At 67.3% G+C, this 24361-nt stretch carries 25 protein-coding genes; 12 read left to right on the forward strand and 13 right to left on the reverse strand.

Annotation, left to right across the window (positions count from 1 at the left end; translation table 11 throughout):
- The first annotated feature begins 21 nt into the window (after positions 1–21).
- Together ACUXVX_RS19870 and ACUXVX_RS19875 are read left to right on the forward strand one after the other, a co-directional pair.
- Positions 22–579, forward strand: a complete 558-nt coding sequence (locus ACUXVX_RS19870; protein WP_446309655.1) for a hypothetical protein — start codon at positions 22–24, stop codon at positions 577–579.
- 26 nt (positions 580–605) lie between these two features.
- On the forward strand, positions 606–1190 hold the full coding sequence (locus ACUXVX_RS19875; RefSeq protein WP_446309656.1) for a hypothetical protein: 585 nt from the start codon (positions 606–608) through the stop codon (positions 1188–1190).
- 61 nt (positions 1191–1251) lie between these two features.
- Here ACUXVX_RS19875 and ACUXVX_RS19880 read toward each other — a convergent pair whose 3' ends face one another.
- The 4 genes from ACUXVX_RS19880 to ACUXVX_RS19895 all read right to left on the reverse strand — a co-directional run bounded on the left by ACUXVX_RS19880 (position 1252) and on the right by ACUXVX_RS19895 (position 4835).
- Positions 1252–2013: an ABC transporter permease gene (locus ACUXVX_RS19880; RefSeq protein WP_222471956.1), complete on the reverse strand. Its 762-nt coding sequence runs from the start codon at positions 2011–2013 to the stop codon at positions 1252–1254.
- The gene (locus ACUXVX_RS19885; protein ID WP_222496602.1) at positions 2010–2948 is read right to left on the reverse strand and encodes an ABC transporter ATP-binding protein; all 939 of its coding nucleotides are present in this window, start codon (positions 2946–2948) and stop codon (positions 2010–2012) included. The genes ACUXVX_RS19880 and ACUXVX_RS19885 overlap by 4 nt, the downstream gene beginning before the upstream one ends.
- A gap of 301 nt (positions 2949–3249) precedes the next feature.
- Complete coding sequence (locus tag ACUXVX_RS19890) at positions 3250–3852, reverse strand: GcrA family cell cycle regulator (protein ID WP_446309657.1); 603 nt, start codon at positions 3850–3852, stop codon at positions 3250–3252.
- A gap of 56 nt (positions 3853–3908) precedes the next feature.
- A complete protein-coding gene (locus ACUXVX_RS19895) occupies positions 3909–4835 on the reverse strand; it encodes a DMT family transporter (RefSeq protein WP_446309658.1) in 927 nt (308 codons plus the stop codon).
- Positions 4836–5061: 226 nt separating this feature from the next.
- Between ACUXVX_RS19895 and ACUXVX_RS19900 the strand changes: the two genes are divergently transcribed.
- Together ACUXVX_RS19900 and argF are read left to right on the forward strand one after the other, a co-directional pair.
- Positions 5062–6246 carry an acetylornithine transaminase gene (locus ACUXVX_RS19900; protein ID WP_446309659.1) on the forward strand — a complete coding sequence of 395 codons (1185 nt, stop codon included), beginning with the start codon at positions 5062–5064 and terminating at the stop codon, positions 6244–6246.
- A complete protein-coding gene (gene argF, locus ACUXVX_RS19905; protein ID WP_446309660.1) occupies positions 6243–7169 on the forward strand; it encodes an ornithine carbamoyltransferase in 927 nt (308 codons plus the stop codon). The genes ACUXVX_RS19900 and argF overlap by 4 nt, the downstream gene beginning before the upstream one ends.
- Before the next feature lie 115 nt (positions 7170–7284).
- On the opposite strand, the gene ACUXVX_RS19910 is transcribed toward argF, so the two are convergent.
- The 7 genes from ACUXVX_RS19910 to ACUXVX_RS19940 form a co-directional block, all read right to left on the reverse strand.
- On the reverse strand, positions 7285–8421 hold the full coding sequence (locus ACUXVX_RS19910) for a LysM peptidoglycan-binding domain-containing protein (protein ID WP_446309661.1): 1137 nt from the start codon (positions 8419–8421) through the stop codon (positions 7285–7287).
- Positions 8422–8444: 23 nt separating this feature from the next.
- On the reverse strand, positions 8445–9059 hold the full coding sequence (locus ACUXVX_RS19915) for a rhodanese-like domain-containing protein (RefSeq protein WP_446309662.1): 615 nt from the start codon (positions 9057–9059) through the stop codon (positions 8445–8447).
- A 289-nt stretch (positions 9060–9348) separates the two neighbouring features.
- The gene (locus tag ACUXVX_RS19920; protein WP_446311569.1) at positions 9349–10566 is read right to left on the reverse strand and encodes a bifunctional folylpolyglutamate synthase/dihydrofolate synthase; all 1218 of its coding nucleotides are present in this window, start codon (positions 10564–10566) and stop codon (positions 9349–9351) included.
- A 26-nt stretch (positions 10567–10592) separates the two neighbouring features.
- Complete coding sequence (gene accD, locus ACUXVX_RS19925; protein WP_222471948.1) at positions 10593–11570, reverse strand: acetyl-CoA carboxylase, carboxyltransferase subunit beta; 978 nt, start codon at positions 11568–11570, stop codon at positions 10593–10595.
- Between the two features lie 63 nt (positions 11571–11633).
- Positions 11634–12797, reverse strand: coding sequence for an MFS transporter (locus tag ACUXVX_RS19930; protein ID WP_446309663.1), 1164 nt, complete (start codon positions 12795–12797; stop codon positions 11634–11636).
- 150 nt (positions 12798–12947) lie between these two features.
- The gene (locus ACUXVX_RS19935; RefSeq protein ID WP_222471946.1) at positions 12948–13841 is read right to left on the reverse strand and encodes a CPBP family intramembrane glutamic endopeptidase; all 894 of its coding nucleotides are present in this window, start codon (positions 13839–13841) and stop codon (positions 12948–12950) included.
- A 52-nt stretch (positions 13842–13893) separates the two neighbouring features.
- The gene (locus ACUXVX_RS19940) at positions 13894–14775 is read right to left on the reverse strand and encodes a CPBP family intramembrane glutamic endopeptidase (RefSeq protein WP_446309664.1); all 882 of its coding nucleotides are present in this window, start codon (positions 14773–14775) and stop codon (positions 13894–13896) included.
- A gap of 112 nt (positions 14776–14887) precedes the next feature.
- Between ACUXVX_RS19940 and ilvD the strand changes: the two genes are divergently transcribed.
- The 6 genes from ilvD to ACUXVX_RS19970 all read left to right on the forward strand — a co-directional run bounded on the left by ilvD (position 14888) and on the right by ACUXVX_RS19970 (position 21280).
- Positions 14888–16651, forward strand: coding sequence for a dihydroxy-acid dehydratase (gene ilvD / locus ACUXVX_RS19945; protein WP_446309665.1), 1764 nt, complete (start codon positions 14888–14890; stop codon positions 16649–16651).
- A complete protein-coding gene (locus ACUXVX_RS19950) occupies positions 16651–17313 on the forward strand; it encodes a hypothetical protein (protein ID WP_446309666.1) in 663 nt (220 codons plus the stop codon). Before ilvD ends, ACUXVX_RS19950 begins: the two co-directional genes overlap by 1 nt.
- 127 nt (positions 17314–17440) lie before the next feature.
- Positions 17441–18217 (forward strand): DUF6478 family protein, encoded by a 777-nt coding sequence (locus ACUXVX_RS19955; protein ID WP_446309667.1) that lies wholly within the window; start codon positions 17441–17443, stop codon positions 18215–18217.
- A gap of 17 nt (positions 18218–18234) precedes the next feature.
- Positions 18235–18639, forward strand: a complete 405-nt coding sequence (locus ACUXVX_RS19960; protein WP_446309668.1) for a hypothetical protein — start codon at positions 18235–18237, stop codon at positions 18637–18639.
- Between the two features lie 9 nt (positions 18640–18648).
- The gene (locus ACUXVX_RS19965; RefSeq protein WP_446309669.1) at positions 18649–19137 is read left to right on the forward strand and encodes a DM13 domain-containing protein; all 489 of its coding nucleotides are present in this window, start codon (positions 18649–18651) and stop codon (positions 19135–19137) included.
- Positions 19138–19267: 130 nt separating this feature from the next.
- The gene (locus tag ACUXVX_RS19970) at positions 19268–21280 is read left to right on the forward strand and encodes an oxidoreductase (protein ID WP_446309670.1); all 2013 of its coding nucleotides are present in this window, start codon (positions 19268–19270) and stop codon (positions 21278–21280) included.
- A 293-nt stretch (positions 21281–21573) separates the two neighbouring features.
- Here the strand turns inward: ACUXVX_RS19970 and ACUXVX_RS19975 are convergent, their stop codons facing one another.
- Complete coding sequence (locus tag ACUXVX_RS19975; protein WP_213547113.1) at positions 21574–21819, reverse strand: EF-hand domain-containing protein; 246 nt, start codon at positions 21817–21819, stop codon at positions 21574–21576.
- Between the two features lie 343 nt (positions 21820–22162).
- Here ACUXVX_RS19975 and ACUXVX_RS19980 point away from each other — a divergent pair, with 343 nt between their 5' ends.
- Complete coding sequence (locus ACUXVX_RS19980) at positions 22163–22723, forward strand: type 1 glutamine amidotransferase domain-containing protein (RefSeq protein ID WP_446309671.1); 561 nt, start codon at positions 22163–22165, stop codon at positions 22721–22723.
- A 225-nt stretch (positions 22724–22948) separates the two neighbouring features.
- Positions 22949–23854 carry a LysR family transcriptional regulator gene (locus tag ACUXVX_RS19985; RefSeq protein WP_222471938.1) on the forward strand — a complete coding sequence of 302 codons (906 nt, stop codon included), beginning with the start codon at positions 22949–22951 and terminating at the stop codon, positions 23852–23854.
- 70 nt (positions 23855–23924) lie between these two features.
- Here the strand turns inward: ACUXVX_RS19985 and ACUXVX_RS19990 are convergent, their stop codons facing one another.
- The gene (locus ACUXVX_RS19990) at positions 23925–24353 is read right to left on the reverse strand and encodes a VOC family protein (protein ID WP_446309672.1); all 429 of its coding nucleotides are present in this window, start codon (positions 24351–24353) and stop codon (positions 23925–23927) included.
- Between the last annotated feature and the right edge of the window lie 8 nt (positions 24354–24361).

The raw sequence follows: 24361 nt of genomic DNA on the forward strand, positions 1-24361 counted from the left end.
ACCAATTGAAAGGGATGACCCATGTCTCTGATTCAGGAGATCAACCGTACGATATCCACCGTGCATATGCAGCAGCTCAACTTCACCGTCGAGGGCCGCAACGTGACGCCCTCCATCTACCAGCCCGTCCGCGACAAGATCAGCGACGGCACCATCACCGCCCGCCGTCACGGCCCCGCCGGGGTGCGCGGCGCCTGGGTCTACACGCCCAACCGGTTCGACATGGGCTTCGAGGAGGTCTCGGGCGATACCTTCAAGGCCGCGCTCGTGGTGCATGAAAGCACCCACGCCGCCTTCGACTACATCAATCAGCCGATGACCGTGAAGGTCTCCGAGGCGCTGGCCTACATCGCGCAGGCGCTCTGGTTCTACCACGACAACAAGGCCCACTTCGACGACAATGGCACCGTCGAACTCGACGAGCCCTTCTCAACCGCCTTCACCGTCTCCGTGCCCGCCCGTGGCGGCGCGCACACCTTCACCGGTGAAGAGCTGGCCCCGCTCTACGCGGCGCTCGAAAGCGACAGCCTCTATCAGGGCCGGGACGACGACGACGCCGGCAATGACGGCATCGCCTGAGCCGCACGGCAGGAGGAGATAGCCCGATGGCCGACGAGACCCAGCAGCTCAGCGACATGATCATCGCCGTGCTCTCGACCAATGCTGCCCAGCGCATCCACTTTTCCTACGCCACCGGCCACGTCACCGGGCCGGGCTTCGGCAAGGTGGTGGGGGCGCTGGTCGAGGGCAAGATCACCCCTGTCTACGCCCCGCAGCTCGGCACCGAAAAGGCCTACTACGACCCCGGCGGCAATGCCTTCTACCTCGGGTTCAAAAGCCTCGGCGCCCGCAGCGGCCTGCTGGAAGGGCTGATCCTGCACGAGAGCGTGCATGCCCTCTTCGATATCGAGCGGCTGCACATGTATGTCGAGCAATCCGAGGCCGCAGCCTATGTCGCGCAGGCGCTCTACGTCCACGGGTTGAACGCGGCGGCCTATGACGCCGGTGCGCCCTGCCCCTTCACCGAAGGGCCGCCGATTGCGGCGTGGGAGGTGATCCGGGGCCGCGCGGGCACATGTTTCGAGCTGACCGATGCCGAGTGCGCTGGCCTTGTGCAGGCCATGAAGGACGAGCCGAAGATGGATTACAAGCACCGCTTCGGCACGGTCGAGAGTTACGACGGGGTCTAAAAAACGCCCCCGTCGGGGCGCGCGCCGGGTTGTCCTCCCCCGCCCGGCGCGCGCCAAAATATCAGGGCTTGATCCGCCAGCCGGTGCGGAAGATCGCGTAGATCGCCGCGAGGCAGATCACGAAAAAGCCCGCAACCGCCACCAGAGAGATGCCCACCGGCACATCCGAGATGCCGAAAAAGCTCCAGCGGAACCCGCTGACGAGGTAGAGCACCGGGTTGAAATGGCTCACCGTCGCCCAGGCCGGCGGCAGCATCGAGATCGAGTAGAACGACCCACCAAGGAACACGAGCGGCGTCACCACCAGCAGCGGAATGAGCTGGAGCTGCTCGAAGTTCTTCGCCCAGATCCCGATGATGAACCCCAACAGCGCGAAGCTGACAGCGGTCATCACGAGGAAGGCCAGCATCCAGACCGGGTGCAGAATGTTCAGCTCCACAAAAAAGCTCGCCGTGATCATAATGATCCCCGCGATGAACAGCGCCTTGGTCGCCGCCGCGCCCACGTAGCCGATGACAATCTCGATGAAAGACATCGGCGCGCTGAGCAGCTCGAAGATCGTGCCAATGAACTTCGGAAAGTAGATCCCGAAGCTCGCGTTGCTGATCGACTGCTGGAGCAGCGTCAGCATCACCAGCCCCGGCACGATGAAGGCGCCGTAGCTCACCCCCTCCACGCTCTCGATCCGCCCGCCGATGGCCGAGCCGAAGACCACGAAGTAAAGCACCGTCGACAGCACGGGCGAGATGATGCTCTGCGTCACCGTGCGGAAGAACCGCGACATCTCGAAACGGTAGATCGCGCCAATCGCCAGCCAGTTCATTGCGCCGCCTCCTTCTGCTGCCCCTCGTCGACAAGCGAGAGGAACACATCCTCAAGGCTCGATTGCCGGGTCGAAAGGTCGGTAAATTTCAGCCCCGCCGAGGCCAGATCGGCCATCAGCCGGGTCACGCCCGTGCTCTCGGCGGTGGTGTCGAAGGTATAGGTCAGCCGGTTGCCCTCCAGCTCCAGCTCGTAGCCGGCAAGGCTTGCCGGAATGGCATCGGGCACCTTGGCCAGTTCCAGCACCAGCTGCTTGCGGCCCAGCGACTTCATCAGCTTGTCCTTCTCCTCGACCAGCAGCAGCCGCCCCTTGTCGATAACCCCGATCCGGTCGGCCATCTCCTCGGCCTCCTCGATGTAATGGGTGGTCAGGATGATGGTCACGCCGTCGGCCCTGAGTTCGCGGACGAGCTGCCACATGTCCTTGCGCAGGTTCACGTCCACCCCGGCGGTCGGCTCGTCGAGGAAGAGCACGCGCGGCTCGTGGCTCAGCGCCTTGGCAATCAGCACCCGCCGCTTCATCCCGCCCGAAAGCTCGTTGTTCCGGCTGTCCCGCTTGTCCCACAGGCTCAGGCTCCGCAGCACCTTTTCCAGATAAGCGTCGTCCCGCTTCTTGCCGAAGAGCCCGCGCGAAAACCGCACCGTGTTCATCACCTTCTCGAACGGCTCGATCGAGATCTCCTGCGGCACAAGGCCGATCATCGAACGCGCGGCGCGGTAGTCGGTGGCAATGTCATGCCCGCCCACGGTGACTGTGCCGCCAGTGGGCGTCACCAACCCGCAAACCGCCGAGATCGTGGTGGTCTTGCCCGCGCCATTCGGCCCGAGCAGGGCAAGGATCTCGCCCTCTTCGATATCCAGATCGACCCCGTGCAGCGCCGTGTGGCCGCTGTCATAGGTCTTCTGCAATCCCTTGATTGATATGATCGGGGCCATGCGTCCGGCCTCCTTCATCCCTCGTTACATCAGGGCAAGAGTTCTAGGGCCACACCGTGCCCTGACAAGTCCGTGACCGGGGATTCCTGTCAAACCGCTGTCAGGAGGGCCCGGCTTTGGGGCATCTCACCGGGCCGATCTTACAGTTGAACAATCGTCGCGGCCGCCCGCAGCCGCCAACCGGCGCGCACCTATGGGTTGCCGAGGCAATCACCCCGGCCATGCTATAAAATTTCATTTTCGCTATGCAAAGCGCCCCAGGCCTTGTGCAGCAAAACCAATTATTGCTGCACAAGCCCCCTCAGCGGCGGCGGTCGCGGCGCGAGGACATCGGCTGGAAGGCCACGCCCACATGGGCTTCGCAGTAGGGTTTACCCTGCTGCACAGACAAGCCGCAGAACCAGAAGTCCTCGGTCGCCGGGTCGCCGATCGGCCACTTGCAGGTCCGCTCGGTGAGTTCCATCAGGCTGAGTTTCTTCGCCTTCTTCTCCACCTCACGCACCGAGGCCAGCGCCTCGGGGCTGATCTCGTTGGCCGAGGGCTGCGGCGGCAGTGGCTGGCCAGCGGGGATGATCGCCTTGCGGGCCGGGCTGATCGGCGCGGCGCTCTGGGTCGCCGGCTCTTCCTTCGCGGGCTTCTCCGCAGGCGCGGGCTCGGCCGCCTTGACGGGCTTCGCCTTGGGCTTGGCCTTGGCCGCCGCCGGCGCTGGCTTTTCCTTCGCCGCAGGCTTGGCCGCGGGTGCCGAGGCATTGCCCGTCGTGCGGTTGGAGAGCCCCAGCCGGTGGACCTTGCCGATCACCGCGTTCCGGGTCACACCGCCCAGCTCCTTGGCAATCTGGCTGGCCGACTGGCCCTCGCCCCACATCCGCTTCAGGGTTTCCACGCGCTCATCGGTCCACGACATTGGCCCGCCATCCTTTCAAACTGCAAAGCGGCCCGCCATCGGGCCGCCTCATGCCCTTATTTTACTACGCCAGCCACCGGGTGCAACCGGGTCGGGCGCTTTCTACCTTCTCTCCAGGCGAGCAGTAGCGCCCCCGCCACGATAATCGCCGCGCCCAGCCAGCTCACCCAGTCCGGCACCGCGCCGAAGATCACCGCGTCATAGAGCGCCGCAAAGACCAGCGTGCCGTAGATGAACGGGGCCACAAAGCTGGCATCCGCGCGGGCCATCCCGTTGATGTAAAAGCTTTGCGCCGTCGCCATCGACAGGCCCACACCCGCCAGTGCGCCCCATTGCGCCGATGTAGGGCTCTGCCAGCCGACTGCCAGCAGCGCCGCGCTGGCGATGACCACACCCACAAGGTTGTTCACCAGCAAAATCTGCAATCGCCCCTCCCGGCGGGTCAGCTTCTTTATCCAGATGTTCTCTGTCCCCATCGCCACCGCCGCCCCCAGCGCCAACAGCGCGGCGGGCTGAAAGCTCTCGGGCGTCGGGCGCAGCAGCACCGCAGCGCCGGTGAGCGCCACTGCCACGGCGGCCCAGCGCACCCAGCCCACCGTTTCGCCCAGCAGCACCACGGCAAAGATCAGCGTGAACACCGGGCTGGTGAAGCTCAACGCCGTGGCATCGGCCATCGGGATGAAGGCCACCGCGGCAAACATCAGCGTCACCCCGCCCCAGCCGCAGCCCGTCCGCGCCAGATGCAGCCCCCAATGCGGGCGCGTCAGCCTTGGCCGGATCACCGCCACGCCCACCACGAAGAACAGCAGCGCAAACACAAACCGCCCGTGGCTCACCTGAAACGGCGAGAGCGCCGGGCCAAGCGCATCGGTCGTCAGCATCTTGGCAAAGAGCGTGGAGAGGGCGATGAAACAGGTCGCCGCCACGATGCTCATCGCGGCCATGCGGTTGTCGGGCTGCACGGGGGCAAAGGTCTCGGCCATGGGGCCTCCTTTCGGTCCGCCCATAGATCGTTCTTCCCAAGCCGCCGTCAATGCGCTATCAGCCGCGCCATGACCGCTGCTGCCATCATCCGACGCCGACGCCGCGCCTGATCCTTCTCGGGCCGCTTCGCCGTGCCCGCTCGCACCCCCGGTCAAACCCCAAAAATCGTTGACGAAAGCCCCGCTCTGACCCATTCAGGGGCTTCATTCCAGAAAGGACGATCCGATGATCCCTTCCATCCTGCCGACCTACAATCGCGCCCCCCTCACCTTCGTGAAGGGCGAGGGCGCATGGCTTGTCGAGCAGGATGGCCGACGCTTTCTGGATCTCGGCTCCGGCATCGCCGTCAACGCCCTCGGCCACGCCGCGCCCGAGCTTGTCGAGGTGCTGACAGCCCAGGCACAAAAGCTCTGGCACGTCTCCAACCTCTACACCGTGGCCGAGCAGAAGGCGCTGGCCGACAAGTTGGTGGAGGTGAGCTTTGCCGATACCGTCTTCTTCACCAACTCCGGCACCGAGACCTGCGAGCTCGCGGTGAAGATGGCGCGCAAGTTCCACCACCATGCAGGCGCCCCCGAGCGGATCGAGATCCTCACTTTCGACGGCTGCTTCCACGGCCGCTCCTCTGCCGCCATCGCCGCCGCCGGCACCGAAAAGATGATCGGCGGCTTCGGCCCCGTCCTCCCCGGCTTCCGCCACCTCAAGTGGGGCGACATGGCGCAGTTCAACGAAGAGATCGCCAAGCCCGATGTCGCCGCCGTGCTGATCGAGCCGGTGCAGGGCGAGGGCGGCATCCGCGTGCTGCCCGACGACCAGCTCAAGGCGATCCGCGCCGCCTGCGACGCGCATGGCGTGCTTCTGATTGCCGACGAGGTGCAATGTGGCATGGGCCGCACCGGCAAGCTCTTCGGCTTCGAATGGGCCGGGATCGAGCCCGATATCGCCATGTCCGCCAAGGGCATCGGCGGCGGCTTTCCCCTCGGCGCGGTGCTGGCCACCGAGGCCGCGGCGGCAGGCATGATCGCGGGCACCCACGGCTCCACCTACGGCGGCAACCCGCTGGGCTGCGCCGTGGGCAAGGCGGTGGTCGATATCGTCTCCGAACCGGCATTTCTTGATGGCGTCGGCCGCAAGGGCGGCGCGCTGCGGCAAAAACTGGAGGGCCTCGTCGCCGCGCACCCCGATGTCTTTGAGGGCGTGCGCGGGCAGGGCCTCATGCTCGGCCTCAAGTGCAAGGCCCCGGTGGCCGATGTGGTGAAGGCCGGATACGACGCGCTCGTCATCACCGTGCCCGCCGCCGACAATGTCGCCCGCCTGCTGCCCCCGCTGAACATCACCGAGGAAGAGATTTCCGAGGCCATCACCCGGCTCGACGCCGCCGCAACTGCCGTCGAGGAGGCCGCGCAATGAACCACTTTCTTGATATCAACAAGACCGACATCACCGACCTCCGGCATATGATCGACCAGGCCGGCGCGATGAAGAAAGCCCGCGCAGGCCGCCTCAAGGGCCTGCCCGATGATGCCCAGCCGCTCGCGGGCCATATGGTCGCGCTGGTGTTCGAAAAGCCCTCCACCCGCACGCGCGTCAGCTTCGATGTCGGCGTGCGCCAGATGGGCGGCCAGACGATGGTGCTCTCGGGTGGCGAAATGCAGCTTGGTCACGGCGAAACCATCGCCGACACCGCCCGGGTGCTCTCCCGCTACGTCGACCTCATCATGCTCCGCACCTTCGCAGAAGATACCCTGCTGGAGATGGCCGAGCACGCCTCCGTGCCGGTGATTAACGGCCTGACCGACCGCACCCACCCCTGCCAGATCATGGCCGACCTGATGACCTACGAGGAGCATCGCGGCCCGATCAAAGGCAAAAAGGTCGTCTGGGCCGGGGACGGCAACAACGTCTGCGCCTCCTTCCTGCACGCCGCAGGCAAGTTCGGCTTCGATCTCACCTTCTGCGGCCCCCAGCAGCTCGACCCCGAGCGCGAGTTCGTGGAGGAGGCCCGCGCCGCAGGCTCCAAGGTCGAGTTCGACCGCGATATCTGGTCCGCCGTCGAAGGCGCTGATCTGATCGTGGCCGATACATGGGTCTCGATGCACGATGCCCAAAGCACCCGCGAACGACGCCACAACCTGCTGCGCCCCTATCAGGTGAACGAGGATGTGATGGCCGCCGCAGGCGAGCAGGCGCTCTTCATGCACTGCCTGCCCGCGCACCGCGGCGAAGAGGTGACAAGCGCGGTGATGGACGGCCCCCAGTCGGTCATCTTCGACGAGGCCGAGAACCGCCTGCACGCGCAAAAGGCCGTGCTCCGCTGGTGCCTCGGCGTCTGATCTTCCGCCCGCGTTAGGCCACCCCCAAAACACAACCACCGGCCTCGGAGGGGCCGGTGGTGTGGGGCGTGACTGGTTATTCTGGTTACTCTTGCGCCCTTGGAATGTGCAGCGCCTAACCGGCCGGTATGGTCAGCCTCTGGCCTGCACGTATCTGGTCCGGGCTGGGCAGCGCCTCCCGGTTGGCCTCGAAAATCTCCGTGTAGCGCGAGGTGATGCCGTAGAACCGGTAGGCAATCGCCGCAAGGCTGTCGCCCCGCCGCACCGTGTAGGTCACCGGCTTGCTCAGCCGCCGAGCCGGGCGCGGCGCCGGGCCCTTGGCATCGCTCGCCGCTGTCGAGGCATGGACCAGCGCATTCAGCACCAGCCCCGAGTCCACCTGCCCGTCGGGCCGCAGCAGCGCCGCCGGGGCATTGAGCCGGCCCGCCGCTGAAAGCTCGTCGATGAGCGCGATCAGCTCTTCGTCCGACCGGCCCTCTTTCATCGCCCTAGCGATCACCTCTTCCAGCGTCACCGTGCCCTCCGGCCCCGGCTCCACCGCGCCTGCCGTGCCCGCGCCCGCATCCGCCAGCCGGTTCAGCACATAAGCAGTCGACCATTCCTGCGCCTCTTCCAGCGGGGTGGTCACCTTGCGCGGCCCCTGGCCAAGTCCGATGAGCACGTAATCGGTGCTCCAGCCCTGCGCATCGCCCAGCGCCTGACGGCTGGAGTAGCTCGCACCCGAGCGCCGCTGCGTTCCGCGCGTCACCGCCGGGGCAATCTGCTCCTCGGGCAGGGCAAGCCCGAACCCGGCCAGCACGCCCGCACTCAGCGCCCGCATGTCGCCCTCGCCCGCGGGCATCGGCGCTTCCACCACGGCCTGGGCCGGCGCGGCAGGCGCTTCTGCTATCTCTTCCAGCGCCGGGGCCGAGAGCGCGACCATTGCAGCCAGCGTCGCCTCATCCGACAGCGGCCCTTCCGGAGCGGGCACTTCGGCCACCACCTCTTCCGGCATCTCCACCGGCGCAGCCTCCGCCACCACCGGCGCCGCAACCGGCTCAGGCTCAGGTTCCGCCTCCGCCAACACCTCAGGCACCGCCCGCACCACAGGGCTCACATCCGCCGTCACCAGCCCTCCGCTGCGCAGCATCTCCCCGGTCGAGGCGATCCCGCCCGAAAGGTCGGCCCCGTCACGCCCCACGCCGGGCATGAAAAGAACCGCCGCAAGCGTCGCCGTCAGCAGGGCCGAAGCCGTCACCAAAGCTCTGAACATATTGTCCTGCCCCCGCATGGCGCTCAGGGGTGCGCCACGGTGAGGCCGAGCATCGACCACACCTGCAAGCCGCCCCGGTAATAGCGCAGCTTCTCCGCCGGGTAGCCCGCCGAGGTCAGGCTGGCGATGGCGCGGGAGGATTGGTCGCACCACGGCCCGGAGCAGAACATCGTCAACGCCATCGCGCCGCCAAAGTCCCATCCGTCCCCCGCCTTCACCGCGCCCAGCGCCTTCAGGATCTCGTCGCGATAGGGGTTCTTCGGGTCGAGCGTGGTGTAAGGCACGTTGACCGCACCGGGGATCGAGCCGCGAATGTAGACATCGGGCATCCGGCTATCCAGCAGCAGCCCGGTGCCACCCGCAACTTCACCCTCGAGAAAAGAGATCACCTCCAGCTCGCCCACCGTGGCGACGCCGCCGGCAATCTCGTTCGGCTGGATACAGGCGGGCGGGCAGTTCTGCGCCAGCTCCCGGCTCAGCCCGTCCCCCTCGACCGGCCCGCGCTCGATGGTGATCGCCTCGCCCTTCAGATCGAAGCTCTTGGAGAGGATATCCTCGGTGATCCAGAGCGGCTCTGCCGCAAGGCCCGAGGCCCCGCCGACGACTCCCATAGCAAGCGCGATTGCGACCAAGCGCATGACATGTCCCCCAATACACCGCGCGCCCTTGATTTTGGTTTTGGCAGACCGGCGCGCCCCAGCAATATTACCCCAAAATCTAGCGGGTTTTCGCCGATTTGGTCAACATGAAGTGTGCGTATCTACAGGCTGTGGGGCGCTCTCGCCGGGGTTTGTGAGTCTTTGCAACAACTTAACGCGCGAAAGAATTTCAGTGCCCGGCGGCATTTTCCCGCCCACCGCCACCTGCGCCCTGCCGTGGGGCAGCCTTGGCCCTCAAACAGCGCGCCCGGCCAGCCGCAAAACCCGCTCAGGCCCGCCCGCCCAGCACCGCGCCCGCAAGGTAGAGCGAGCCGCAGATCACCACCCTTGCGCCGGGCTGCTCGCGGGCAACCTCGGCCAGCGCGGTGTCCAGCCCCGGTGCGGCCCGCGCCGCCAGCCCCAGCCGCTCTGCCGCGCGCGCGATGGTCTCGGGCGCGTGGGCTTTGGGCTCATCGGGGATCGGCACCGCCACAAGGGCCTGCGCCTGCTTGGCCAGCGGAGTCAAAAAAGCCTCGGGCGCGCGGTTGGCCAGCATGGCCACCACCAGCACCGTCTCGCGCTCGGGCAACTCGCCCAGCCCCGCCGCCAGCACCTCTGCCGCCGCCGGGTTGTGGCCACCGTCGAGCCAGATCTCCAGCCCCTCGCGCTCTTCCAGCCGCTGCATCCGCGCGGGCCACTCGGCCCGGCTCATCGCCGCTTCCAGCGCCGCGTCGGCCTGGCCCAACGCCCTCAGCGCCACCACGGCCACGCCCGCATTGGCCACCTGATGCGGCCCGCGCAGCACCGGCAGCGGCACATCGGCCAGCCCGGTTTCATCCTGCACCACCAGCCGCCCGCGCTCGGGCTGCGCATGCCAGTGCTGGCCTTCCACCAGAAGCGGCGCGCCTACCCGCGCGGCGACCTGCTCGATCACCTCTTCCGCCGCCTCGGCCTGCCGGGCCACCACCGCCCGCACGCCGCGCTTGAGGATCCCCGCCTTCTCGCCCGCTATCTCACCCAGCGTCTCGCCAAGAAATTCCTGATGGTCCAGCGCCACCGGGGTGATCACGCAAAGCGCCGGGGCGTCGACCACGTTGGTCGCATCGAGCCGCCCGCCAAGGCCCACCTCCAGCAGGCACCAGTCGGCCGGGGTGCGGGCCATCGCCACGAAAGCCGCCGCCGTCGTCGCCTCGAAAAAGGTGATCTCCTCGCCCGCGTTGGCCTCGATCACCTCTTCCAGCACCGCGCACAGCGCCTCTTCGGAAATATCCGCGCCCGCCAACCTGATCCGCTCGTGAAACCGCACCAGATGCGGCGAGGTATAGGCATGCACGCGGTCGCCCGCGCCCTCCAGCCCGGCCCGCAGCATCGCCTGCACCGAGCCCTTGCCGTTGGTCCCGGCAATATGGATCACCGGCGGCAGCTGGCGCTCGGGGTTGCCTAGCGCGTCCAGCAGCCGGTGCATCCGGTCCAATGTGAGGTCAATCTCCGCCGGGTGGAGCCGCATCAGCCGCTCCAGCAGGGCTGCGCTTGTCACTTCTTCTGCTCTTCCATCGGCGCGGCCTCATCGCCCGCCGCCGCTTGCGAAGGCTCAGGCTGCGCCGGGGCTTCAAGCGCGGGCGCAGCCTCTTCCGGCGCGGGCAGGTCGCCCACCACCGGCGGCTCCAGCCGCATCAGCATCCTGCAGAGCGAAACAAGCTCTTCCTTCATCTTCTTGCGGTGCGTCACCCGGTCGAGCATCCCGTGATCCAGCAGGTATTCGGCCCGCTGGAAGCCCTCGGGCAGTTGCTCGCGGATCGTCTGCTCGATCACGCGGGAGCCGGCAAAACCGATCAGCGCGTTCGGCTCGGCAATGTGGATATCGCCCAGCATCGCATAGGAGGCGGTCACGCCGCCCGTGGTCGGGTGGGTCAGCACCACGATATAGGGCAGCCCGGCTTCCTTCAGCATCTGGATCGCCACGGTCGTGCGCGGCATCTGCATCAGGGCCAGAATGCCCTCCTGCATCCGCGCGCCCCCGGCGGCGGAAAACACGATATAGGGCCGCTTGAGCTGAACCGCGCGCTCGGCGCCCGCGATGAAGGCATTGCCCACATACATGCTCATCGACCCGCCGATGAAGCTGAAATCCTGCGCCGCGGCCACCACCGGGGTGCGCCCGATCTCGCCCTCGGCCACCAGCATCGCCTCATGCTCGCCGGTCGCCTTCTGCGCGGCCTTCAGCCGGTCGGGGTAGCGCTTCTGATCCCTGAACTGCAGCGGGTCCGCCACCGGCTCGGGCACCTTCACGGCGGTAAAGATCCCGCCGTCGAACAGCGCGCCGAAGCGTTCGCGCGGGGTGAACTGCATGTGGTGGTCGCAATTGGTGCAGACGTTCAGATTGTCCGAAAGCTCACGGTGAAAGAGCATCGTCCCGCACTCGGGGCACTTCTTCCACAGGTTCTCGGGCACCTCCCGACGCGAGAAGAGCGAGTTGATCTTCGGCCGGACGTAGTTGGAAATCCAGTTCATCGCACCTTTCCGGGGCTGTCTGCTGCTGTTCTGTGAGATAGGCCGCGCGGGCCGGAAATGCAATCAACCCTGCCGATGCGCCGCCCATGCGGCCCCGAGCGCGCCGATGGCCAGCGCCAGCAAGGCGCCCAGCAGGGCCAGGGGGGTGGGGCTGGCCGCCACCAGCGCGCCAATGCCCGCCGTCACCACCGCGCCCACCGCCACCGTCAGCGCGCCCAGCAGGCCCGAGGCCGAGCCTGCCAGCCCCTCCACCGCCGCCGTGGCGCCCGCGTTGGCCGAGGGCATGGTGAGGCCATTGCCGAGCCCGATGAAAAGCACCGAGGCCACAACGCCCGTGGCCGAGAGCGGCCCGATCACCAGCGCCCAAAGCAGCCCGCCCGCAAGCCCGGTAACAGCACAGATCCGCCCCGCCAGCATCATCCGCGTCAGCCCGAGGCGCTCCGCCCAGCGGGCCGAAAGGAAGGCCCCCGCCATGAACCCGCCGGTGATCGCCCCCAGCGCCACGCCCGTTGCCGCCTCCCCCAGCCCGAACCGGGCTTCCGAAACGGCGGGGAAGCCCGCGATGTAGCCGTAAAAACACCCGGTGGAGAGCGCGGTGCAGCTGGCAAAGGTCCAAAAGCCCCGGTCGCCCAGCAGGCGGCGAGCGCTGTGCCAGAGCGGCTCGCGCGGGGCGGCCTGCCGGGTCTCGCCAAAGTCATGCCAGCAAAGCAGCAGCAGCGCCGCGCCCAGGGCAGCATAAAGGCCAAAGATCGCCCGCCAGCCCAGCACCTGCGCCACCACGCCGCCCAAGAGCGGGCCGATCAGCGGGGCCAGCGCCATCGCGCCGGTGATGGTGCTCATGATCGCCGCCGCCCGTCCCGGCGCGGCGGTGTCGCGCACCACGGCAAGGGTCACCACCCAGCCCGCCGTGATCGCCGCCATCGGCATCCGCCAGCCCAGAAAGCCCCCTACGCCCCCCGCCAGCGCCACGCCCGCCGAGGCCAGCACATAGAGCGCCAGCGCGCCCAGCATCACCGGCCGCCGCCCGAACCGGTCGGCCAGCGGCCCCATCACCACCTGCGCCACCGCCGTCACCGCGAGGTATCCGGCGATGGCAAGGCTCACGGTGGCATAGCTCGTGCCCAGTTCCGCCGCGATGGCGGGCAGCGCGGGGACGAACATGTTGAGCGATACGGTCGAGAGGCCGGTGAGCAGGATCAGCGTGATGAGCCGTGGCGGGCTGCGCATGGCCAAGGCTCCTTCTGGCCGAGAAAAAGCCCGGCACAGAACGGGCTGGCCGGGCGCTCCGGAAGGCGGCGAGCCGCGCTTCCACGGCAAAGTTATGGTCTTCTCACCTTTGTGCTTCATCCTATATCGCAGGCCGGTTTCGCGCAAGGGTCAGCGGTCGATCAAACCCTTGATGATCCACCAGTTCACGAAGAGCAGCAGGATGGAGGTGACCAGCCCGAGCGTCACCATGCCCTCCTCCGCCAGCCCCCACGGGGTGACATAAAGCGCAAGGCCGGTGATCGTGCCCTTGATGCTCAGGATGAAGAGCGCCAGCAGGTTGTTGGCAAAGTGAAAGCCCATCGCCGCGCCCAGCGAGCCGGTGCGCTCGGTCAGGTCGGCCGCAATGAGGCCAAAGGCAAAGGCTGAGAGCAGCACCAAGGGCAGGTTGCGGCCCGCTTCCGGGTCCCAGTGCAGCAGGCCGAAGGCGAGCGCAGGCAGGGTGAACCAGACCCAGCGGGCAGCGAACCGGGCGGCAAGCTGCTGCATCAGATAGCCCCTGAACAGCAGTTCCTCCGCCGCGATCTGCACAAAGAGCAGCGGCAGCGCCAGCAGCAGCCAGAGCATCCAGCGCCCCGGCGCGAGGTTCGGCTCCGGCGGCCAAAGCACGGCCCCGGCGAGCATCAGCGCGCCGAAGACGAGGATCACCACGCCGAAGGCCACCACGAAGCCGCGCCACCAGTCGCCCCACGGCCCCAGCAGCGTGCCCGGCCCCCTGAAGTGCAGTGCGGCGGCGGCCAGCACCGGCCCCAGCACCATGCCCCCGAAGGTCAGCAGCAGGATCGCCACCGAGCCGGGATAGCGCCCGGCCTGCAACTCCTGAAAGAACGGCATCACGCCCCAGAGCCCCTGATCGGCGGCAACAATGCCGAGCGCGCCGCCCAGCACGATCACGGTCCATGCGATGTAAATGAACAGGATCAGCAGTACGCCCAGCAGCAGCCGCCAGATCTGCGGATACACCTTTGCTGGCACCAGCATCGCCGTGAATTCCGGATGTCTCATCACCTGCTCCCGTGGGGCGGGAGATGCCCCGCCATTGTTATTGCCAACCGGCCTATCCCCGTATCGCCACCCGCGCCGCGAGCCATGCGACGAAGAGCAGCGCAAATTCCACCGGCATCAACCCGGGGATCACCCCGGCATCGGCCCCGAACGGCGTATGATACAGCGCCAGCCCCGCCACCGGCCCCGGCACCGCCACGCCCAAGAGCGCCACCGCGTTGTTCACGATATGAAGCGCCAGCGCCGGGCCAAGGTTCCCTGCGCGGGCCGTCAGGTCGGCGGCGGCGAGGCCAAAGGCAAAGGCCCAGAGTACGAACCAGATGGCGTTGTCGCCCGCGCTCGCGGTCCAGTGCAGCAGCGCAAACAGGATCGCCGGCACCGCCATCCACGCCCAGTTGCCTGGCTTCGTGCCCGCCGCGATCTGCTGGGTCAGGTAGCCCCTAAAGAACACTTCTTCCGTGCCCGCCTGCACCGCCACCGCGGCCAGTGCCAGCGGCAGGTAGAGCATCCAGCGGTTGGTGGTCATCGCCTCGTTGCGGATGATGTCGTATTCCGTCGGCAGCACCGCGATCGCCGCCACGTAGAGCGGCACCAGCCAGTAGATCACCCGAAAGAAATCGCCCGCCGCATGGGCGCCCGCACCGAACAGGCTCAGAAACCCGCGCCAATGCACCGCCCTCAGCGCAATCGCCAGCGCCACCGCAAAGAGCCCGTGGCTGAACAGCGCCGCCAGCGTCTGCCCCGGCGAGGTGCCCTCCGCCTCGAACACCGCGCGCACCGCATCCTGCCCGCCCAGCGCCGCCAGCAGGATGAAGACAAGCTGCTGCAGCATCATGACGACCACAAACATCAGGCCAAGCACCGCCCCGATCCGCCACAGGTCGGGCGCGGCGCGGGCGGGCGCGGTGAACTCGCTCAGCCGCTCATATGCCATGGGTCTGCTCCATCCTGTCTGAGATAGGCGAGCACGCGCCGGGCCGCAATCCGGCTTGCCCCTTGGCCCCGCCGGGACTATTCCCGAGGCGACTGATTTCGGGAGAGGAACCATGCTGAAACGCCAGGCCGACAAATCCAAACTGCCCAGCCGCCACGTCACCGAGGGGCCGGAGCGCGCGCCGCACCGGTCGTATCTCTACGCGATGGGCCTCTCCGAAGATGAGATTCACCGCCCCCTCGTCGGCGTCGCCACCTGCTGGAACGAGGCTGCGCCCTGCAACATCTCGCTGAACCGTCAGGCCCAGGCCGTGAAGCTCGGCGTCAAGGCCGCCTCCGGCACGCCGCGCGAGTTCACCACCATCACCGTGACCGACGGCATCGCCATGGGCCACGAGGGGATGCGCGCCTCGCTCGCCTCCCGCGAAGCCATCGCCGACACCGTCGAGCTGACCATGCGCGGCCATTGCTATGATGCCGTTGTCGGCCTCGCAGGCTGCGACAAGTCCCTCCCCGGCATGATGATGGCGATGGTCCGCCTGAATACGCCGTCGGTCTTCATCTACGGCGGCTCGATCCTTCCGGGCAAGGCGCCCCAGAGCAACGAGATCCCCGAAGATTTCCGCACCCGTGACCTGACGGTGCAGGATATGTTCGAGGCCGTGGGCCGCCACCAGAACGACGAGATGTCGGATGCCGCGCTCGACATGCTCGAGCGGGTCGCCTGCCCCTCCGCCGGCGCCTGCGGCGGCCAGTTCACCGCCAACACCATGGCCTGCGTGTCCGAGGCCATCGGCCTCGCGCTGATGAACTCCTCCGGCATGCCCGCCCCCTACGAGAGCCGCGACCAGTATTCCGAGGCCTCCGGCCGCGCCGTGATGAACCTCATCGAGCAGAACATCCGCGCCCGTGATGTCGTCACCCGCAAGGCGCTGGAAAACGCCGCGCGCGTCGTCGCCTGCACCGGCGGCTCCACCAACGCGGGCCTGCACCTGCCCGCCATCGCCCATGAGGCCGGGATCGAGTTCTTCCTGAACGATGTCTGCGACATCTTCAAAGACACCCCCTATTTCGTCGACCTCAAGCCGGGCGGCCAATACGTCGCCAAGGATCTCTACGATGCAGGCGGCGTGCCGGTGGTGATGAAAGAGCTGCGCAAGGCGGGTCTGATCCACGAAGACTGCATCACCGCCTCCGGCAAGACCATCGGCGAAGAGCTCGATCTCATCGCCCGCGAGGCCGATGGCAAGGTGATCTACCCGATCGAGACCCCGATCACCAAAACCGGCGGCGTTGTCGGCCTCGAGGGCAACCTCGCCCCCGATGGCGCCATCGTGAAGGTCGCCGGCATCCCCGCCGAGCAGCAGGTCTTCACCGGCCCGGCCCGCGTCTTCGAGAATGAAGAAGAGGCCTTCGCCGCCGTGAAAGCCCGCGCCTACAAGGAAGGCGAAGTCATCGTCATCCGCAACGAAGGCCCCGCAGGCGGCCCCGGCATGCGCGAGATGCTGGCGACCACCGCCGCGCTCTCCGGTCAGGGCATGGGCAAGAAGGTCGCGCTGATCACCGATGGTCGCTTCTCCGGCGCCACCCGCGGCTTCTGCGTCGGCCACGTCGGCCCGGAATCGGCCCACGGCGGCCCCATCGGCCTGCTGAAAGATGGCGATGTCATCACCATCGACGCGGTGAAGGGTGAGCTTTCCGTCGCCCTGTCGGACGAGGAGCTTGCCGAGCGCAAGGCCGCATGGCCCGGCCCCCGCAAGACCGACTATGCCGCTGGCGCCCTGTGGAAATACGCCCAACTCGTCGGCTCCGCCAAATACGGCGCCGTGACCCATCCGGGCGCGAAGGAAGAAACCCACATCTACATGGACCAGTAATGGCCCCTGCCGGTCGGGTTCTCATTGCGCTGATCGCGCTGGCCCTCGCGGGCTGTGACGGGGTGGAGCTTCCGGGCTTCAAACCCGCGCAGCCCGCCGCCGCCACCGCCGCAGGCGCCGCCCCCGGCCGCTCGATCCCGCCCAAGCCGCCGACCCGCCTGTCGGTCGCCGGGGTCACCGTGGATGCGCCCGAGGGCTACTGCGTCGATACCAGCGCCCGCACCGGCAACTTCGTTCTGCTGGCCGCCTGCTCGGCCATCAGCCAATCGCCCGAGCACCCCGCCCCCGGCCGCATGGGCCTGCTCTCGGCCACCATCGGCCGCCGCAACTCCGGCGATGCCCCCCTGCGCGGCGACCAGCTCGCCGCCTATTTCCGCTCCGCCGAGGGTCGCGCAACGCTCTCCTACGCGGGCGATGCCTCCACCGTCACCATCACCGACACCCGCGCGCAGAACGGCGTGTTCTACGTCGCCCTGCTCGACACCGCCGCACCGCCCCAGCCCGAGCTTGGCCCAGCCCGCTGGCGCGCGCTCTTCACCGTAAACGGCAGGCTCGTGTCGGTGATCCTTCACTCCCTGAAGGAAGATCCCCTCAGCCGCACCGGCGGCCAGTCGCTCGTCGAGAGCTTCGTGGCCCGCATCCGCGCCGCCAACGCCGGGTAACGCCCGTTCCGCTGCGGCATTGCCACGCGCACCGGCATTTGCGGGATTGAAACACTTTCCCGGCACCCTCATACCGGCGTAACATATCGCCACTCACGCCCACCCAGCCCCGCGCGGAGCCGATCGCATGGCAAAACCGATGGACAGCCTGATCGAACGTATCGCCCAACGCCGCGCACTGCGGCGCTGGAGCCGTGCCGCCGATGCCGCCGCCTCCACCGATCTGCCCGCCCTGCGCGAGATGCGCAGCCGCGCCCGCCAACTCCGCCGCCAGCTCGACCGCGTGCTGCACGAGGCCGATGGCCGGCTGACCCTGCCGCTGCTCGGCTCCAACGCCATGCGCAAACCCATCGGGGCCGACTGGGGCTGGCGCCCCGAGCTCTGGCGCGGCCCGATCTCGCCCCCCGGCCACGCCGCCGCCGAGACCCGCACCATGCTGGGGCAGGCCGCCACGCTCTACCACGACTGTACCCAGTCGGAGCTGACCCTGCGCCAGATCCGCAATACCTCCGAAGATGACCTCGCCCCCTTCGGCCTGCGGATGGATGTGTTCCGCTTCGACGGCTCCTTCCTCTCCATCGTGCTCGACCTGCCCTCCGAGGCGGTCGATGGCCTCAAGCGCAAGCACGTCATCGGGCTGGAAGCCCGGCTCGAAGTCGAGAAACCGCTCGAAATCTTCGCCCGGCTCAACGTCAAGCACGGCCCCAACACCGAACAGGTCGTCCGCGAGCTGCCGATGTCCGAAGGCGGGGTGCAAACCGCCGAGTTCGACCTCGCCTATACCGGCCTCAACGAGAAACGGGTCGAGAAGGCCTGGATCGACCTCATCTTCGAAGGCCCGCAGATGAACCAGATCGTCCTGCGCGATCTTACCTTCTCCCGCCGACCCCGCGCCGAAATCTGATCGAGGACGCCTGCCCGATGCCGGACACCACCCAGACCAGCCAGCTCACCCTCTCCAAGACCCGCATCCAAGCCGGTGTCTGGGAAGGCCTGCTCATGGCCGATGGCGTCGGCCCGGTGCAGCCGCAGATCGAGGTGATCCACCTCGGCAAGGCGCTGGACGGGGTGGAGCTGAAGGCCGATGGCGAGATGCAGAATCTCTGGCAACTCCGCGTGCCCATCCCCGCCGAGCTGCTCTGCGACGGCGTGCAAACCTTCGCCATCCGCGACGCCCGCAGCGGCGCCACGCTGGAGCATTTCACCGTGGTCACCGGCCAGCCGCTGGAGGAAGATATCCGCGCCGAGGTCGATCTGCTGCGCGCCGAGCTGGACATGCTCAAAAAGGCCTTCCGCCGCCACTGCCTTGAAGTGCTCGGCCGCTAGACCCCTGCCATGAAACGCTTTTTCCTCATCGCCGCGCCCAGCTTTCTCGCAGGCGCCGTCTTTGGCGCGGCCTTCTGGTATCTCGCATCCCCGCTCTGGATCGACCGCGTGGTGAGCGAAAGCCTCGTCTCCGGCGCAGGCGTCACCGTTCTGGCCGAGGGGCAATTCCGCGATGCCGACGCCGCCCACCGTGGCTCCGGCGCCGCCCGCATCGTCACCCTGCCCGGCGGCCGCACCGAGGTGCAGCTATCGGAATTCGAAGTCACCAACGGCCCCGATCTCGAACTCTGGCTCTCCGACGCCGCCGATCCGCAAAGCTCGGCCGATGTGACCTCCGGCAAATGGGTCTCCCTCGGTCTGCTCAAAGGCAACATCGGCGACCAGAGCTATTCCGTGCCCCCCAGCGTGGATCTCACCACCATGCGCTCCGTGGTGGTCTGGTGCGAGCAGTTCGGCGTGCTCTTCTCCCCCGCGCCCCTCACCGCGCCCGAAGGCTGAGCCACCTCCCCCACGTCGCGCTGCGCCATCCAAGCGCGAGCCACCCCGGCACGCCCCCGGAATAACGCAGCGTCCGCCCGTGACATCGCTTTCCCCTCGGGTCAATCTGCCCGCCAGGAGGACGCCAACCATGACCAGCTACCCCCATCTTCTCGCCCCGCTCGACCTCGGCCATGTGACCCTGCCCAACCGGGTGCTGATGGGCTCCATGCACACCGGGCTTGAAGAAACCAAGGATTGGTCCCGCGTCGCCGCCTTCTACGCTGCCCGCGCCTCCGCCGGGCTGATCGTCACCGGTGGCATGGCCCCCAACCGCGAGGGCGGGGTGTTTCCCGGCGCGGCGGGCCTCTACACGCCCGAGGATATCGCCAACCACCGCATCGTCACCGACGCGGTGCACGCCGCAGGCGGCCGCATCGCCATGCAAATCCTCCACGCAGGCCGCTACGCCTACGGCCCCGATTGCGTCTCCGCCTCGCCGATCAAATCCCCCATCTCCCCCTTCCCCCCGAAGGAGCTGGACGAGGAGGGTATCGAGAAACAGATCGCCGATATTGCCACCGCGGCCGCCCGCGCCCGCGAGGCAGGCTACGATGGCGTCGAGGTCATGGGTTCCGAGGGCTACTTCCTCAACCAGTTCATCGTCCGCCACACCAACAAGCGCGAAGACCGCTGGGGTGGCTCATACGAAAACCGCATCCGCCTGCCCATCGAGACCGTCAAACGCGTCCGCGAGGCCGTCGGCCCCGACTTCATCGTGATCTACCGCCTCTCGATGATCGACCTTGTGCCGCAGGGCTCCACCACCGAGGAGGTCATCCAGCTCGCCAAGGAGATCGAGAAGGCAGGCGCCTCGATCCTCAACACCGGCATCGGCTGGCACGAGGCCCGTATCCCCACCATCGCCACTTCCGTCCCCCGCCGCGCCTTCGCCTGGGTGACGCAAAAGCTGATGGGCCATGTCTCGATCCCGGTGATCACCTCCAACCGCATCAACACCCCCGAGGTGGCCGAAAGCGTCCTCGCCGAGGGCTGCGCCAACATGGTCTCCATGGCCCGCCCCTTCCTCGCCGACGCCGATTTCGTGACCAAGGCCGCGCAGGGCGAGGCCGAAACCATCGCCCCCTGCATCGCCTGCAATCAGGCCTGCCTCGACCACACCTTCTCCGGCAAGATGTCCACCTGCCTCGTGAACCCGCGCGCCTGCAATGAGACCGAGCTGGTCATCACTCCCACCGATGCCCCCAAGAGCATTGCCGTGGTCGGCGCAGGCCCGGCAGGCCTCTCCGCCGCGCTCACCGCCTCCGAGCGCGGCCACGCCGTCACCCTCTTCGACACCGCCGCCGAGCTGGGCGGCCAGCTGAACATGGCCAAGCAGATCCCCGGCAAGGAAGAGTTCCACGGGCTGGTCGACTGGTACGCCACAATGGTCGAGCGTTCGAACATCACGCTGAACCTCAACACCGAAGCCACGCCAGAGGCCCTCGCCAACTTCGACGAGGTCATCCTCGCCACCGGCGTCACCCCGCGCGACCCCGAGATCCCAGGCCAGACCGGCCCCAACGTGCTCAGCTACATCGACGTGCTCCGCCACAAGGCCCCCGTCGGCAAGAGCGTCGCCATCGTCGGCGCGGGCGGCATCGGCTTCGACGTGGCCGAATTCCTTGCCCATACCGGCGAAAGCCCCACCGAGCACCTGCCGGAATGGATGGAAATGTGGGGCGTCACCGACCCGGCCGAGCACCGCGGCGGCCTCGCCCCCGAAGGCCCGCAGCCCCCCGCCCCGGCGCGCGAAATCTTCCTGCTGCAACGGAAAGACGAGCGCCCCGGCAAGCGGCTCGGCAAAACCACCGGCTGGATTCACCGCGCTGCCCTCAAGATGGCAGGCGTCAAGATGCTCGGCGGCATCTCCTACGAGCGGATCACCTCCGAGGGCCTCCACGTCACCCAAAACGGCACGCCCAAGCTGATCGAGGCCGATACCATCGTGCTCTGCGCCGGTCAGGTCAGCAATCGCACCCTCGCCGACGCGCTCCAGACCTCCGGCAAACCCACCCACATCATCGGCGGCGCCGACGTGGCCGCGGAACTGGACGCCAAACGCGCCATCAACCAAGGCACCCGGCTGGCCGCAACCATCTGAACTTGCTCATTTTCATGATGAAAGCATCTCCGGGGTAACGCCATCGTGGCGCCATTGGTTCGCGCCCAATGGCGACGGGCCAGCGCCCCCACCGCGCCACGCGGCCACCAGCGCACCGCCTGGCCAAGATCGCAACGGCAGCACCGCCGCAGATCGAGGCTTGCCCCGCCGCCCCAACACACAAAACCGCCAGCCGGATCGCTCCGACTGACGGCCTCACGCAAGCAGTCACTTGCAAAACGAGCGGCGGGGCACCTGGGAATGGGGGTTTATCCCCGCCGCCCGCCCCGGCCTTAGCCGGAGGTCAGAAGGCCCGCCCCCACGGCGGCCTCCCATTCGGCGGTGTCCACCTCACCATCGGCCGAGGTGTCGATCTCGGTGAAGATCTCCTCGGTGATGTCCGGATAAGCCACCTGCATCTCCTCCATCGAGAAGGTGCCGTTGCCATCGGTGTCTTCCACCATCGGCGCATCCTGAGCGGCCAGCGGCGCGGCCAGAAGCGCGGCGAGGGCGGCGGCGGTCATGGTAATCTTGGTCATTGCTCTTGGTATCCTCTTACTGGGTTGAGCGGCCCCGGCTGTCATCGCACCGCGGCCTGCGAGAGAGAGGTAAGTCCCACCCCCGCCCCGTTTCCATGCCCGTCGCGCGCTCCGGCCAAACCCCGGCGCCGCGCCGCCAAATCCCGCGCGCAGCGCCCGCGCCTTCCCGCCTGAGCCGCCCGCTGATCCTTTTGCCGCCGGGCCAAATCACCCCGCCACGCGGGCTTCCGCCCAGAAAGCCCGGCCCCGCCCGCTCGGCCACAAACCGCCCGCTCCGGGCAGGAACCCCAGCGCGTCCCGCCCGTTGAGTCGCCAAGCGAAACAACAGCGAAAGGAGCACCAGATGCCCCGCATTGAAGAAGCGAAGATTCTCATCATCTCCACCCACGGCTTCGAGCAATCCGAACTCGAATTTCCCCGTGACCAACTCCGCGCCAAGGGCGCGACCGTCCATGTCGCCACGCTCGACGGCCAGGCGATCAAGGGCTGGGAAGGCTCCGACTGGGGCCGCGAGGCCGAGGCCGACACCCAGATTTCCCGTGTCGGCGCGGGTGAGTATGACGCCCTCGTCATCCCCGGCGGCCAGATCAACCCCGACCTGCTCCGCGTGGAGCCCGATGTGCTGAAACTGGTGCGTGACTTCCACGACACCGGCAAAACCATCGCCGCTGTCTGCCACGCGCCTTGGGTTCTGGTCGAGGCCGGCATCGTGAAGGGCCGGGAGATGACCTCCTACACCTCCATCAAGACCGACGTGAAGAACGCGGGCGCCCATTGGGTCGACCGTGAGGTGGTGGCCGACAATGGCATCGTCACCTCGCGCCAGCCCGGGGATCTCAAGGCCTTCGTTTCCAAGATCGTCGAGGAGATCGAGGAAGGCACCCACGAGCGTCAGGCCGCCTGACGCCACCCCCAGCACGGCAGGCGGCGGGGCAAACCTCGCCGCCTGACCACCCCTAAAAACACGCCGCTTTCCGAGGGTTTCAGGGCACCAATACTACCTCTGCGTGTTTCCGCCTGCCTGACAATCGCCACCATTTCCCCGGTAATGTCCGGCTCCGGTCCCAATTGCGCCCGATTTCACGACCATACCAAGGCTCGGAAATACAACGAGCAGAGGTAGCGCGGTATGGATCGTCTGACCGAAATGGAAGCCTTCGCCACGGTCGTAGACCAAGGCGGCTTCACGGATGCGGCCAAAAAGATGGGGATCTCCAAATCCGCCGTCTCCAAACACGTCTCCTCGCTGGAGGCCCGCCTCGGTGCACGCCTGCTCAACCGCACCACCCGCCGTGTCTCGCCCACCGAGATCGGCCTCGCCTATTACGACCGCGCCCGCCGCGTGCTGAACGATGCCGGAGAGGCCGACGCGCTGGTCACCTCCATGCAATCGGCGCCCTCGGGCCTGCTGCGGATTTCGGTCGCCACCGACTTCGGGGTCAATCACCTCTCCCCCGTGCTCGGCGAGTTCCTCTCCGAATTCCCCGACATCACCGTGAACATGGTGCTCAACAATCGCTACGTGGAGCTGATCTCCGAAGGCTTCGACATGGCGATCCGCATCGGTGAGCTCGAAGACAGCACGCTCCGCGCCCGCAAGCTGGCCGACACCACCAAACGCATGATCGCCTCGCCCGCCTATTTCGAAAAATATGGCCGGCCCGAAAAGATCGACGACCTGAACGAGCACAAGCTCCTGCACTATTCCAACCAGTCCTCCGGCAACGTCTGGAAGCTGACCGCCCCCTCGGGCGAGAAGCGCCAGGTCCGCACCGCTGGCTGGCTCACCGTCAACGACGGCCAATCGCTGCTCAACGCCGCGATCTCCGGCCTCGGCATCGCCTACCTGCCCAACTTCCTCTACTGCGAGGCCGAAAAGGCCGGCCTGGTGCAAGAGGCGATCCCCGATCTGCCGATCGAGATGCTGGGCATCTACGCCGTGTACCCGCCGGGCCGCTTCACCCAGCCCAAGGTCCGCGCCTTCATCGACTTTCTGGTGCAGAGCTTCGCCGCAAAGGGCCCCGAAGCCTGGTAACGGCCTGCCCACCGGGTATTTCCGAACACATCATACAGGCCGGGCGCTTTGCCCGGCCTCTTCTTTCGGCTCACCCCGGCAGGGCGCTCGCGTCGAACTGCGCCGCAAAGGCCTCCGACGGCGGGATCGGGGTGATCACGTCAATCAGCACGCCGCCCGGATCGGCGGTGATGAAGTGCCGCTGGCCAAATTCCTCCGACCGCAGGTCAAGCAGCATCGGCAGCCCCGCCGCCTTCAGCCGGGCATGCACCGCATCCACATCCTCCACCTCGAAGTTCAGCAACAACCCGCCTGCCTCCGCACCGCGCCCCTGTGCCGGAATCGTCTCGTGGTCGCGCTGGAGCAGCGCAAGGTTCACCCCCTCGTCCTCCGCCGATTGCAGATGCACGTACCAGTCCGCCTCGAACAGCGGCTTGAAGCCAAAGTGCTGCGTGTAGAACGCAGCCCGCGGCGCGACCTCCGCGCACATCAGAACCGGATAATACTGCGTGCATTTCATGGCTTCTC

Source organism: Vannielia sp. SX4, from assembly GCF_052828525.1.